8 protein-coding genes and 1 pseudogene are annotated in these 14,618 nt (G+C 40.4%); 2 read left to right on the top strand and 7 right to left on the bottom strand.

The annotated features are described in order from the left end of the window. Positions 1–8 precede the first annotated feature (8 nt). The 3 genes from HWQ40_RS09065 to HWQ40_RS09055 all read right to left on the bottom strand — a co-directional run bounded on the left by HWQ40_RS09065 (position 9) and on the right by HWQ40_RS09055 (position 5,993). Positions 9–977 (bottom strand): PleD family two-component system response regulator, encoded by a 969-nt coding sequence (locus HWQ40_RS09065; RefSeq protein ID WP_292776809.1) that lies wholly within the window; start codon positions 975–977, stop codon positions 9–11. Further along, complete coding sequence (locus HWQ40_RS09060) at positions 974–5,101, bottom strand: PAS domain S-box protein (RefSeq protein WP_292776808.1); 4,128 nt, start codon at positions 5,099–5,101, stop codon at positions 974–976. The genes HWQ40_RS09065 and HWQ40_RS09060 overlap by 4 nt, the downstream gene beginning before the upstream one ends. A gap of 655 nt (positions 5,102–5,756) precedes the next feature. Then, positions 5,757–5,993 carry a hypothetical protein gene (locus HWQ40_RS09055; protein WP_104908728.1) on the bottom strand — a complete coding sequence of 79 codons (237 nt, stop codon included), beginning with the start codon at positions 5,991–5,993 and terminating at the stop codon, positions 5,757–5,759. Positions 5,994–6,614: 621 nt separating this feature from the next. Here HWQ40_RS09055 and HWQ40_RS09050 point away from each other — a divergent pair. Continuing rightward, a complete protein-coding gene (locus tag HWQ40_RS09050; RefSeq protein ID WP_292776807.1) occupies positions 6,615–7,625 on the top strand; it encodes a cyanophycin synthetase in 1,011 nt (336 codons plus the stop codon). Positions 7,626–7,690: 65 nt separating this feature from the next. On the opposite strand, the gene HWQ40_RS09045 is transcribed toward HWQ40_RS09050, so the two are convergent. The 3 genes and pseudogenes from HWQ40_RS09045 to HWQ40_RS09035 form a co-directional block, all read right to left on the bottom strand. After that, positions 7,691–8,041 carry a hypothetical protein gene (locus tag HWQ40_RS09045; protein WP_292776806.1) on the bottom strand — a complete coding sequence of 117 codons (351 nt, stop codon included), beginning with the start codon at positions 8,039–8,041 and terminating at the stop codon, positions 7,691–7,693. A gap of 695 nt (positions 8,042–8,736) precedes the next feature. After that, on the bottom strand, positions 8,737–9,213 hold the full coding sequence (locus HWQ40_RS09040) for a YbjN domain-containing protein (protein ID WP_292776804.1): 477 nt from the start codon (positions 9,211–9,213) through the stop codon (positions 8,737–8,739). A gap of 390 nt (positions 9,214–9,603) precedes the next feature. Next, positions 9,604–10,461, bottom strand: a pseudogene (locus HWQ40_RS09035) (nitrate ABC transporter ATP-binding protein). 999 nt (positions 10,462–11,460) lie between these two features. Here HWQ40_RS09035 and HWQ40_RS09030 point away from each other — a divergent pair. Continuing rightward, positions 11,461–12,777: a calcium-binding protein gene (locus tag HWQ40_RS09030; RefSeq protein ID WP_292776803.1), complete on the top strand. Its 1,317-nt coding sequence runs from the start codon at positions 11,461–11,463 to the stop codon at positions 12,775–12,777. Between the two features lie 633 nt (positions 12,778–13,410). On the opposite strand, the gene HWQ40_RS09025 is transcribed toward HWQ40_RS09030, so the two are convergent. After that, positions 13,411–14,535: a hypothetical protein gene (locus HWQ40_RS09025; protein WP_292776802.1), complete on the bottom strand. Its 1,125-nt coding sequence runs from the start codon at positions 14,533–14,535 to the stop codon at positions 13,411–13,413. Positions 14,536–14,618: the final 83 nt, after the last annotated feature.

The raw sequence follows: 14,618 nt of genomic DNA, 5'->3' as shown, positions 1-14,618 counted from the left end.
GTGGACAACTAGCAGGAATTTTTACTTCTGGGTAGTAAAATATTTTGCACAAAGCGATCGCGTCCTGCTGCCTTTGCTTTATACAACGCCCGATCCGCTGCGGCAATCATTTCTTCTAAGTCAGAATCTGGCTGAGGAATTTCCGTCGTAAACCCAACACTAATAGTTACGTGAGAACTAACTTGGGAATTTTGATGAGGAATTGCTAGTGCTCGGACAGTATGACAAATTTCGTCGGCAACATGAGTCGCCCCATCGGTGTCTGTGTTAGGTAAAATCACAGCAAATTCTTCCCCACCATAACGGGCAACTAAATCTCCGGGACGTTTAATCATATCTTTGATAGCTTGAGCAATTGTCTGAAGACAGCGATCGCCTACCCGATGACCATAGGTATCATTATATAATTTGAAGAAATCAACATCGCAAAGAATCAGAGAAAGCGGACGTTTCTCGCGTTTTAGGCGCTGCCACTCTTGGTAAAAATACTCTTCAAATCGTCGGCGATTAGCTACTTGAGTTAATCCATCGATAGTAACTAATCGCTGCAATTCCAGATTTACGGCTTCCAGTTTTTGCTGCAACTGAGATTGCTGAATCAAGCGTTTTACCCGTTGTCGCAAAACTGGCCAGTGAATCGGTTTGGTAACAAAATCCATTGCTCCCACTGCAAATGCACGGTCAACTGACTCTTGATCTTCAAGTCCTGTAATCATTAAAACTGGAGTGTGCTTGTTACAATCCAGAATTTCCAACTGAGTGCAACACTCGAATCCATCCATATCTGGCATTATGGCATCAAGGAGTACTATATCAGGGTGCAGTTGGTTAAAAACTTTTATTGCCTCTATGCCATTTTGAGCTTCCACTATTTGATAGCCTTCCCGCTCTAAGAAATGCCGCAGTATCAGGCGAATAAAAGGTTCATCATCAACAATTAAAACTAAAGATTGGCTTTCTTGAGCAGTGGCTTTCATGGTGCTTCCTTCGCAAGTTCTTTTTCTAAGGCAGTTTTAACTTGTTCATATTCCTGATACAGTAGTGAAAGTAATTCTAAATTGTTTTCTAAGTTACTGCTGCGTGCCTGTACTTCTAGCACCTTGCAAAGGTGAGCTAGAGCGATCGCTCCAATAGAAGCACTGCTGGACTTGAGTTTGTGCGCTGTCTTCCATATAGTCTGGATATCCTGAGTTGCGATCGCTGTGCTGATATGTTGCACTAGTCTGGCTGTCTCTGTAAGATAACACTCAATTAGTTCAGCATAAGCCACACGATCTCCTCTGAGCATAAGCTGCAAGGATTGGAGGATTTTGGCATCAATTTTGGTGCTTTTTAATATCTGGTTTTCCCCTGACTGTAAGATATTTGACAAAGGTTGCAATTCTGGGCGCATCACTTCCCCTTGTTGTTTGATGGAAGTGAATTCAGAATTTCTTTGGCGTGGACATTTGCTGAGTGCCTGAGCTAACTCTTGCAGTTGAATGGGTTTGCTAATGTAGTCATCCATACCAGCGGCAAGACAAACTTGGCGATCGCCCCGCATGGCATTGGCAGTTATGGCGATAATATGGGGACGAAAACCTACCCCCCATTCTTGACAGATTCTCCGAGTTGCTTCTAACCCATCCATTTTGGGCATGTGAACATCCATCAACACTACGTCAAATCGCTGTTTTTGCAGAGCTGCGATCGCTTCTAGTCCATTGCTGACGACATCTGCGCCATAACCTATTTTCTGTAGCATCAGTAGAGCAACTTTTTGATTCACAACCGTGTCCTCTGCCAGAAGAATCCGCAGTGGCAGTCGATGGCCCAAATGCCGATCTACCAAGGGAAAATGAGAAATACTGGCTAGGATCGGCTGATTTCCCAAAACACGAGTAATAACATCGTAGAGTTGAGAGTGTTTGATGGGTTTACTCAAAGAAGCAGCAAACTGGACATCATTAAAGTCAGAAGAAGTTTCTACTTTCGCCAAAGAGGTCATAATCACCAAAGGCAGATTTTGACAACCAGATTGCTTGCGGATTTGACGAGCTAGAGTTATGCCATTCATTTCTGGCATCTGCATATCTAAAATAGCAATATCAAACTGCGTTCCCTGAGCAAGTTTAACTAAAGCTTCTTTACCAGATTTGGCAGCATAAATTTCCATCTTCCAAGACTCAGCTTGCAAGCTGAGAATTTGGCGATTGGTTAAATTATCATCCACAATCAATAGTCGCTTGGACACAAGCAGCGGCGAAGTGCTTAATTCAGCTTGTTCTGACTGAGCAGCCACTTTGGTAATAATGGTGAAGTAAAATGTTGAACCTGGTGAAGAGTCAGGAGATGATAATAATTTTCCATTATCCCATCTAGGGCTAGGATTGCCACCAACCAACCCCTGGCTTTCTACCCAAAGAGTGCCGCCCATCATCTGACTGAGCCGCTTACTAATCGCCAATCCCAGCCCTGTGCCACCATATCGTCGAGTCATGGAGACATCAGCCTGAGTGAAGGGTTGAAATAATCGCTCTATTTTCTCTGCTGCGATGCCAATACCTGTATCTTTGATCGCAAATTGAATTTCGTAGAGAAGTTGCTCTTTTTCAACACCTATCAGGGATTGGGAAGAAATTTTTTTATTCAACTCAAGAGTCCCCAGTTCAACAGAGAGTACTACTTCTCCGGTTTCGGTAAACTTGATAGCATTGTTGAGAAGATTCATCAAGACTTGGCGCAGACGAGTCAAATCACCGACGATCTGAATGGGTACTTGGGGCTGGATCAGATAAACTAGTTCGATATCCTTTTGGGCAGCTTTCGGAGCTAAAAAGGAAATAGCTTCCTCTACACAAGCTCTCAAATCAAAAGGCTGTTCTTCTAATTCCAGTTTGCCCGACTCAATTTTGGAGAAATCTAGAATATCGTTGATGATGGTGAGTAAAGTATCTCCGCTACTGTGAACTATTTCCACAAAGTCTTGCTGTTGAGGTGTGAGGTCAGTATCCAACAGTAGACTTGTCATAGCAATAACAGCATTCATTGGAGTCCGAATTTCATGGCTCATCATCGCCAAAAACTCACTTTTTGCACGATTTGCGGCTTCTGCTTGACGTTTTGCCTGCTCCAAGGCAAAGTTTTTCAAGGTAAGTTCTTCACGTTGGCGCGTTTCTTGTTCCAGTAAGTGAGCTTGTGCTAGAGCAATACCTAGTTGAGCCGCCACAGCTTCTAGTAATTCGATTTCGTCTTGTGTCCATTGGCGAAAATAGCTGCACTGATGTAAGCCGATCGCACCATTGGGTTCTCCTTGATAGAAGGTGCGGATTGACAGCATAGACTTCAGCCCAATTTCTCGGCAGATAGGTTCAGCCATTTGGAGTAAAGGCTCAACGTAGACATTAGGAGAAGCGATCGCACTTTCTTGGGTCATCATCTGCTCGGCATGAGGATTGTTAGTCATGGGAACTTCCAATTTCAATACAGAGCAGTAACCAGGGAATGTATTATATTCTGCTACTAGAGGAATTTGCGGTGTAGGGTTACTAATGTAAGAGTGGATCAGACAGCGATCGGCTCCAAATGCTTGTCCAATTTGGGTAGCAGCCGTCTTAAAGATTTTGCTGGTGTCAAGACTTTGACGAATTTCTTGAGTAATTTGTTCAAGTAGTAAGGTGCGATGTAATTGCCGTTGCAGTGCCTCTTTAGCTCTTTTATTTTCGGTAATGTCGTGATTGATGCCAACAGTCGCAACAGTTTCCCTCTGTTCATCCTGTAAAGCGACTACGGTTGTTTCGCAAATTCCCTCACTGCCATCTTTGCGAATAAAGTGTATTTCCCCTGACCAGCGTCCTTGCTGATTCACTGTTGACAAAATGTTGGCGCTTAATGTTGCGGCTACTTCCGGCTGATGCAAAATACTGGGATGTTTAGCCAAAACCTCGGCTTTGGTATAGCCAAACATACCTTCGGCAGCAGGATTCCAGTCAATAATACTTCCGGTTAAATCTGTGATAATTACGCCATCATGCATGTTTTCAAAGGTGAGGGCTTGCCGGCGCAGACTGGCTTCGGCAAGTTTGTGATGACTAATATCTCTCTGAATGCCAATGAAGTGGCTTAACTCACCATTATCGTCATGAATAGGAGAAATACTCAATTCATTCCAAAACAAAGTACCATCTTTGCGATAGTTGCGGAGAACAACTTTGCAACTTCTTCCAGTTTGAATAGATGAACGCAATTCATTAAGTGCTGATTGCTGGGTATCTGTGCGTTGCAAAAATCGACAGTTTTGCCCAATTATATCAGTAGCACTGTAGCCTGTTATTTGCTCAAAGGCAGGGTTGACGTAAATAACTGGATTGTAGGCGAGTTTCGCATCGGCAATAATAATTCCATTACTGGTCGCGGCAAGTGCCCTTTCCCTCAGCCTCAAGGTTTCTTCAACCAGTTTCAAATCAGTAATGTCAAACATAAACCCCCTCAGCCCGATCGCAGTTCCGGCTTCCTCAACGACACTAACAATGTCTCGCAGCCAAACAACTCGCCCATCAGCAGCTAACATCCGGTATTCAAATTCGTGATTCTCGCACCTAGCAGTTGCTTCTTGACAAAAACGAACAGAATTTTTCTTGTCATCTGGATGCAGATGATTAACCCAAAAATTTTCCTCGTACCATTCTGCGATCGGATAATTTAGCAAGTCTACCGCTTGCGGCCCTACGTAAATAAATCGCCAAGTTTTCAAGTCTAATTCCCAAGGGATGACTTTGACAGTTTCCAATAGCTGTCGCAAACGATTTTCACTGGCGATCAGGGCAATTTCTACCTGTTTCTGTTCAAAAATCCTGTGAGTTAACTCCTGATTGATTACTGTTATTTGTTGGTTTCTTGCATTCATTGCCAAGGCAAAATAGATTGATAATGTCAGCGTGACAACGACTAATAACCCTGCAATCAATTCTACTTGTATTAATAACCCCAGATTTTGGATTAAAAGTCTCTGCCAAAGTAGGAATACAGAGATTGAGAAGAAAACCCCCAACAACAGGGCGAGTAATTCTCGTTGACGGAAAAATATCACATTTAACCAGTTATATCGGTGCTGTTTTACCACTTATTAACTCTCTAGCACTTTCAGGGCTTATTGCACTAACTTTTACTTTTAAGTAATCTAAAATATCAGTAGCAAGGGGGCAATTACGGAATTTATTTTTAGTTAATGTATTAATATGTTTATGTATTGCCAGAAAAACTTAATCATTTATGATTATAGTTACACTTCTTTTGATACCAATTCTTTATGAAGACGCATAGAAAGAACCCCACCGCCTGTGGGCAGGTTGGGAGGGGTCAAAATAATGTGTAGCTTCACCGAGAATTAGTATGAGAACTGCAAATTTTCTGTAGTACAGCGTGGCGGAAGTTTGCTTACCTTTAACAAGTTGCTCAAAGCAATTTGTCTGGTTAATTGAGATGGTAGAAGGTACTACAAACCAAAAGATCCCCGACTTCTTGAAGGAAGTTGGGGATCTAAGCCTCTCGCTGGAGAGCAAATTAAATATAGTGGTTCGCGCAAATTTTAAGTAGACTACACCTGCGATCGCAAGAAAAGGGTAATGGACATTAAAAACTAATACAGTCCAGATCAGTCCAAAACCCAGATGTAGAGACGCAATTTATCGCGTCTTGAAAGACCAATTATCTACACCAATAACCTTTAACCCAAGCGTATTGAATTAAAAACAAGGGTTAATGTCTATGCTTGTACTTTAAATTACAGCTTCTTGGCGTTGACAATCAAAAACAACCATGTAGGAAGCATTTGGTATTTCTTGAGGAAGGTGCCGCATATAGCCATCGGCATCAGAACGGCTGCGGAAGCGAGCAACAATCTCCCGTTGCGTATTAGGAAGTTGACGAGCGATCGCCCAAGAATTGAGGCGTTCTTTATACGCAATAGTCTGATTGTCTGATTGGGATGTTTTGTTATCCGTATTTTCTGGCATAATTATGTTAACCGTATGAAGTTTAATGAATGGCGTTAATTAGTTTCTAGGTAGGAATGCACTAACGCTTTTTTTAATGCTGCTGCCACCTTGTTATTCGATTATTTATAAATTGTCAACACTGAGCGCTATATTTTAGACCAATTAAGTTGGAATTTTCAGGTGGTAATGAATCTCAAAGCCTTAACTTGCAATTGTTTCCAGGACACAACAATGTTCAAGCAGAAAGTTTGAGAATTATTAGGTTTGCATGATTTGTATGCATACACACAAGTAAAGTCCGCATCAGTGGTAAAACAAACATTAATGTCTGAAAACACACTATTTAGAAGCTGAAGAGAAAATGAATAATAACGTACGTAGAATTAATCAGCACGTACACACTCTTAATTTTTCTATAGTGTGATTAGTAAAGCTGCATTGTAGGCATTTACATTTTTTATAGTTAGTTGAGAATAATTAAATTTTCAGAGTTTATTGAAATATTCAAAAATAAATTTTTCTTCAGCTTTTAACTAGAGCTTTAGGGACAACATATAGTGCAATTGTTTAAATTCAAAATTCTTGACTAATTGCCACAAAATAGTTAAAATTTTTTCGGCAAAATTATAGTTATCGATAATGAAAACACCATTTGTAACATCAATAATCCAAAAAATAGCAGAGGAAATAGGAGCAGTAGTTTTAGTAGACCCAGAATGTACTTTTATGGGATTGATTACATTTAAAAATGGCAATAAAACCTTTTTTTGTAATACCAGGTTTAGTATTAATTCTTTTGGTTCAGTTGCAATAGCTAAAGATAAAGCAGTTTCAAACTTTTTTCTGAATAAATTTGGTTATAAGGTTACTGAAGGAAAAACATTTTTTAGTGACGAATTATGCGAAGAGATAGCTAATCCTAGAAATATAGATGCAGGATTTTATTATGCTAAGGAGTTGGGATTTCCTGTAATTGTCAAGCCGATTAATCTTAGTCAAGGAATGTTTGTTACTAAGGTTTACAATAAGCAAGAATATTATCAAGTAGCTAAGAAAATCTTGCAAAAAATCTCAGGATTTATTGTTGAGCGATTCTATAGTGGCAATGATTATAGAATTGTAGTACTTGATAATGAAGTAATTTCGGCATATCAAAGAATTCCCTTATTGATCGTAGGAGATGGTCAATCTACTGTTTTGCAACTTATGCAACAGAAGCAGGAAACTTTTATCAAAAATGGTAGAAAAGAAATTATAGATTTTGAAGATTACAGAATCAAAAAAAACTTGCTAAGACGGAAGCTAAATTTTAGTAATATTATACCTAAGAATAATATAGTCTATCTTTTAGACAATGCAAATTTATCAACTGGAGGTGAGGCAATAGATTTCACTGAAAATATCCATCCTGATTTTAAAAAATTAGCAGTAAATATTACAAAAGATATGGAATTGAGATTATCAGGTGTGGATATTCTTGCTAGTGATATAACGTCACCTATGGGAGATTATACAATTATTGAAGTAAATGGCGCTCCTAGCTTAACTCACTATGCGTCATTTGGTGAAGTTCAGACGAAAAGAGTAGAAAATTTATATCTCCAAGTTCTCAAAGTACTTGAAAACGAGAATAATAGAGTAAATAATTGATTTTGACTGGAGGCGGAGCAATCCTTGCTCCCCTCCTGAATTCTTTTTCAATTCTACCTATCTCTTCACCACTCCTTATCTAGTAAAGATTCAAATTCAGCTTGTAAGGCGGTTATGTCCGCCAACCTTGTGACTAGTAAATTATCCTTACCAGCATCGTTTAAACGCACTTTCCAATAACGAATACTGTCTGAGTTATTCAACCAAAACTTAATCACGGTATCTACCACTTGATCCAAATTCCAATCCCACTTTGCTGGAACTGATTCTACCGATTCTAAAAACGTATCTAGCGTACATGTATGCATTCCCAAGTATTCTACACCTTGTTGGGGTGGTTTTTGCCCATTTTGCTGTTGCTGATTAAAAAACTGCAAAAGTGGAGATATTCCTACAATATCAAAAGTGTATTTCATGCCAGTACTCCCAATTTTATATTACTTACAGGAAATATTTAGTTTTTTCTATTTCTAAAATAATATCTGCAAAGGAACTAAAGCATCTGCAAAAAGTGCAGTTTTGGTCTATATCATAGGCGTTAAACCTCAGCTATAAATTAGCACTTACAGGCATTGAGTGCTAATATTTATTTGAGAGTTTGATTGATTACTAAAAAGTTTCAGCGATTAATTAAGGGATGCATATATCTTTAATAATGATTTAATTAGTTACGTTACGACTTGTAAAGGCTAGCTCCTCCCTAATTCACCTTTTTAAGGCTTGTGATTCCCAAGTAAAGCGGCTGTGTAATGAAATCAGCAGCCCAACACATATCCTGGACGCGATCAAGTCTGTCAAGCAAACCGCCTTTCTGGAGCGATTGCACCCAAAATGCAGATGGGGTCAAGTCAAGGGAATATAAACCAAATTCAATTGACGGTGCAGTTTTAAAAGTGTCACTTACTAGACTCGCCTTTTGATTGAAGCAGTGATACTATTTAGTTGTGTGAGGAGCAAGTTAAAAATAAAAACCGCCTGGGGTGGAAACACGGCAACACTCCCAGGCGCTTTTTAATTAATACACAGAAAAAAGTCTTTGCAGATAGATTCACTGAAACCTGATTGCTATGCATCGGATGTAGCAATAGCCCAATCTAAAATCTAAAATTCCTTAAGTCGCACCAAATTCAGTTTGTAAGGCTTCATCGTTATTATCAGCGATCGTTGCCACAACGGTAATTAGGCGAGACACTTCGCCAGGAGATAACTCTGCTAAGGTGCGTGTCGATATTACAACTACCCGGTTTTCAATAATGCCGAAACGTGCCTCAAAAGTACTAGAGCAGTTCAACTCCAAAAGATACCGCATCAACTTAAGTTCATTTTTGGCAGGTAAATTTAGCACCGCAGACCAAACCGTTATTGTGTCTTCATCGGTTGTCCCGTTGAGTTGAACAAATACTTCCACACTTCCATACTTAAACTTCCAGAGATAACCACCCTCTGGAGTGTGGCTAACCATCGCACTATCATCTTGTTCCAAAGAGTCGATGACATTTTCAATTACCTCCAGATGGTTAATGCTTGTTGTCTCGGCGATTAACTCATTAGATTCGTTACTAGTTAGGGTTTCTGGGTAGCTTGTCATACAGATTTTTTCTCAACATACTCGCTCTACACATACTTTATAACTTGTGGACGTAGTTGTAGAGGCAATTCATGAATTGCCCCTACTGATTGCAGGGTTCTTCCCGCAACCATCTGGTACAATACGGTTCGTTTAAGCCCAAAAAATAAAAATGTGTAGGTTGGGGAGCCACTGCGTTGCGGGGGTTCCCCCCGTTGTTCGCGCAGCGTCTCCCCTTCTCCCAAAGGGAGAGGCTAGCGCCAAGGGAGAAGCAAGTGGCGTTTGAGGAACGAAACCCAACATTTTGCGGGGTTTGTTGGGTAACACTAAAGTTCAACCCAACCTACAAATATTCTTAACCGAACCGTATTGCCATCTGGTATTATTCTGGAAAAATGAATGGCGATTAGCTCAACCTACGTCATCATGGGCAAAGCGGTTAAAGAGGAAGTCTAAGGCATAATTACGCAGTTGGTAGTATTGTGGATCTTCCATAATGCGGCTGCGATCGCGGGGACGACCAAAAGGAATTTCCATAACTTCACCAATTTTTGCATGGGGGCCATTAGTCATCATTACCAATTTATCTGCTAAAAATAGTGCCTCGTCGATATCGTGAGTAATCATCAGCACTGTACAACGGTTATCGCCCCAAATTTTGAGCAATTCTTCCTGTAATTCTTCTTTAGTGATGGCATCCAGCGCCCCAAATGGTTCATCTAAAATTAAGACTTTCGGACGAATCGCCAAAGCACAGGCGATAGAAACCCTTTGTCTCATCCCGCCAGACATTTACATTGGTTTCTTTTCCATTGCATCAGCCAGTCCCACCATTGCTAGATGATCGCGCACGATCGCTCTTTTTTCAGCTTGTGGTTTGTTGGGATAAACGGCGTTAACAGCTAAATAGATGTTTTCAAAAGCAGTCCGCCACGGTAACAGGGCATAGTTTTGGAAGACAACCATCCTGTCTGGGCCTGGTTTGGTAATGGGTTCTCCTTCCAGTAGGACTTGCCCGGAAGTGGGAAAGTTCAAACCGGATACCATATTTAGTAACGTCGATTTGCCGCAGCCAGAGTGGCCAATGACGCAAATAAACTCGCCCTGTTCAACGTTAAGGTTAACGCCGTCGAGTACGGTGAAGGGGCCTTTCTTTGTAGGATAAACTTTGCTAACGTCTTTAATTTCTAGGAAAGGTCTGCGGTTGGTGGTTGTAGTGGAGAATGGTTTTCCTAATGTGTTTGTAGCTGTAAAGTTGGGGTTTGGCATGGTATTTGGGGATTAATACGCGATGTGCAACTGAATATTTTGACCTCTCTCCAAACCTCTCTCCTAAAAGGGGAGGGGCTTTGACTTTTCCCCCTTCCCTACAAGGGAAGGGGGTAGGGGGTTAGGTCTTTTGTTGGTTTTTCCAGATGATGTGAAAAGTCAGATGATTAACTGAATTCAGAGGTTCATTTATGGAATTCAGAGGTTCATTTATGGAATTCGGAGGTTCATTTATGGAATTCGGAGGTTCATTTATGGAATTCAAAGACTCGCGCGTGATGTGCTACTTCTTCCACTCCCTCTTTCTCTCACCATTTTTTTATGACGCCAGTTTTCTTCTGGGTGCGTCAAGAACAACTTCCGCGACTGAAAAATCACGTTTAATTTTCAAGCTGTTGAGATAGGCGATCGCTACACGCTGCTTTTGTCCGCCAGATAACATTCCGGGCTGTTTGTCAGGAGAAGATATTTGGTTACAAGCTAAAACATGGGTTCGGCGTTTTTGTGCCTTAATTCCTTCATTTTCACATTAGCCATTACTGTTTGAATGGTTTATTCGACACACTACCTTTGATTTTGCGACTCTTAGGACGGAGTTTTTTCAACAATCAAATAGGATTCCTATAGCTACTCTTCAATTAATAATACGTAAATAACTGAACATTGCTACAATCAAGGCATTTATGTGCTTGTAACTTTTCACCTTCTCCCCACCCAGTCCCATAGCACGGAAATATACCCACTGACTTGTTGATTCTCCAACGGTGCGACCCCAAACAACGTTCTGTAAACTGCACATAGGACATGGCGCTTATTGTAAACTACGATTTTTGTGATTTGGTTGGTTGTATAAATGACATCGAAAACCTTATACTACCAGCACTGCTTAAACCTTAACAGAACCGTATTGGAATCTGTGGGAGTTGGATTGGGTCTTTGCCAACGCAAGTTAATCGTAGCTAAATTAAATTTTGAGTAAATCAAACGAGAAAATAAATCATGAGCACACAAATTGGTACTCCTTTTTCTGACAACCTGTTGGGCGGTAGTGGAAATGATAATCTACTTGGTCGCAAGGGCGATGATAATCTGTTCGGTTATGACGGGAATGATAACCTATACGGTGACGAAGGAAATGATAACCTGTTTGGCGGCAGTGGAAATGATAACCTGTTTGGCGGCAGTGGAAACGATAACCTGTTTGGTGGCAGTGGAAATGATAACCTGTTTGGAGAAAAGGGAAATGACGTAATATTTGGCAGTGCTGGTAATGACATTATCAGTGGTGGGGATGGCATTGATACGCTTGATTACACTGGTTTAGGTCAAGTAATTACTCTTTTTGCCGATCGTACAGAAAAGGGTGGTGGTCTTGGTATCGATCGACCTTCAAAGCCTCCTAGTACAGAGATCATCATTGCTGATCCAGGTTTTATAAATGTTATCGATATCTCTGGTACAAATTTAGCATCTTTAATCGACTTGGGTGCAGAAAGATTTGATATTTTTGATGTTCCTGAGGCAATTACCATTAAAAACTTTGTCAATGTCATTGGCAGCAATCAAAATGACACAATTATTGGTAACGAACTAAATAACATACTCATCGGTGGCAGTGGTAATGATTTCTTAGGCGGTAGCGCTGGCAATGACATCTATGATGGAGGAGATGGCATTGATACGCTTGATTACACTGGTTTGGGTCAAGCAATTACTTTATTCCCTGATCGCATCGAAAAAGGAAATCTCGGCACTGATCGGGAAGTCGTTCCGACTGTAATTGAGATAGTTATAGGAGATGTTGGTTTCGCCAATACCATTAATGCTTCAAGTCTAGAAAGTCCTGTTTCTGTAAATGTTGACTTATCTAAGGAATCGTTGACTGGCGTTAGTATTCCAGGGGTTGTTAATAGCGTTGGCACTGTCAAAAATTTTGTCAATGTCATTGGTACAAAACAAAACGACACAATTATTGGTAACAAGTTAAATAATATAATCAATGGTTTCGGCGGTCGAGACACTTTATCCGGAGGTGCTGCTCAGGATACATTTGTTTTGGGAGAAAAGGGCAATGTTCTTTATCGCAATTCTGGTTTCGAGGACTTAGCTATCATCAAAGATTTTGTCTCTGGTGAAGACAAAATTCAACTAGCCGGTAACATAAGTGACTATTCCTTCTTTAACCAAGGTTCGAGTAACTTTATTGCTCTAGTAGGCAATGGCAATGGCAATGGTCAATTTAACTTTGGGACTGATGAGGTGATTGCATCTCTCAATAGTAGTTTCAATATTGTTAATGACTTGATATTTGTCTAAAAAGAAAGCTCTTTATCTGCGGCGTTGCACATTTGCGGCATGAAAAAGCATTAGCTAATAAGTATCTCCAAAATTGAACCGAGAAGACAGTTAAATCCGGCGCGCCCGTCGCAGCGAATTTAACTGCCTTAGAAGAACAAGCCCAACCCAGCCTTTCCACAACTCTTAGAAACGCTGCGCGAATGCTGATAGTTGAAAATAAGATTTCGGGTGTGGAAATCAAAGCAAATTATGAGGGTATCCCTTGCGCGTTTCGTAGAGAAGTTTCCGCCGCGACCGTCCCAAATTTTGAAAAATGGCCAGATCATCAATTACCAAGCAAATATTATACAATCCCTGAGCTTAAACCAGTTGAATATCTAAATTAGTTTGAAAACCAGTAGGCTTATTTTCTAGAATGGCAAATCTAGAATTTTCAAATAACAAAGAACCATTTAGTTTTTACTTCCTTCTTTTATAACTTCATTTTAGTAGTAATTTGTCAGTCATATAATAGTTGTTATAAATAACAACTATTATGTTATATCTATAACTTAATCGCGCACTGCGATGAGAGTGAGATGGTAAGGTTAGGGAAGTTGGAGGCTTAAGCAAACACCCCAAATAGATGTATTTCTTATCCAGTGATGGTAACTATCTGCTGTTTCCAACACCAGAAAGAAACCCCGTCTCTTTAAGCAGCAGTCGTAGTTCTGTGTGACGAAGTTTCGTGTCTTTGTTGTTATTTGCCCACATATCAGAAAAGAAGTCTTGCATCAGCGCAATGATGCTGCGGTATTTGACGATGCTGGCAACATAAAACTTATCTAACTTCATGACTCCATCAGCATGTATCTGCTCGATGTTGTCGAGTAATATAGAGCGCAGTTCATAAGGTTTTAAGCCTTCTTTTATGCCATATTTTTCTATAATCCTGCGTTTATCATTCTCGGAACATAAATCATACGATGAGCGAATGAGATGACCAAGATTCCGCAAGACTTCTCCGTAGTCATAAAATGTGTTTTGCTTAAAAAAAGACTCTTCATCTTTAGTCAAAGTAAAACTCTTGTCAAGTACCAAACCAAAATCGGTCAAATATGTCTGCTTACCGTCGGTGAGGATGTTGCGAAAATGTGCGTCAAAATGGATGATTCCCTTCCTTCTCAAAAAAGTAATCGTCGTGCGTAAGTCATCCAGGGGTTTTTGAAGTTTGTTGGGGTTTTCCCGCAGCCATGTTTCCAGAATATGCGGTATGTACTCTAGAAACAGAACCAACTCATAGTTGGCGTTTGCTCTATCTAACATATAATTCCCGGCGTTGGCACTATTGCCCCAGTACTCCACATAATCTTTTAGACGCGACCTATCGACATCCGCACGCCGCCCAAAGAAGGGAATAATTCGATAATGGTACATTAGTGGGAAGGTGGCAATTACCCCCGACAATACCCAATTGGTTGTCTTGATATGGGTAACAAGTTCCCGGAAGACCCCAAAACCAGTGGAACCGAAGCCGTAATTACAGTAAGTCGGCAGGTTATAAAGGTTTCTGGTGGAGAACAGGTTATCAAATTCGATATTTGTAACCGGAACACGTTTCACAAAAACCTTGGATTCGCCAAGAATGATGGTGTGATTCATTCCCCAACCCGTGCTCGACTCATTTGACTGACTATTGTCAAACAGAGAATGCAATTGTGCATTATCCAACTGAGCGATTTGTGAACTTAGCTTGAAGTACCTTTTCCTTCTAAGTTCTATATGCTTCTTAGCCATTTTCCCCGTCCAGCCACAGCATGAGAAACTGTAAGACTATTCTGATACCAATTCAATTAATGATTGCAACACATCCTTGGGTA

Origin of the sequence: Nostoc sp. NMS9 (genome assembly GCF_017114995.1) — a bacterium.
In the GTDB taxonomy this organism is placed as follows: Bacteria; Cyanobacteriota; Cyanobacteriia; order Cyanobacteriales; family Nostocaceae; genus Nostoc.
The sequence above is the reverse complement of the archived record's forward strand: the minus strand, read 5'-3'. Positions and strand labels throughout refer to the sequence as shown.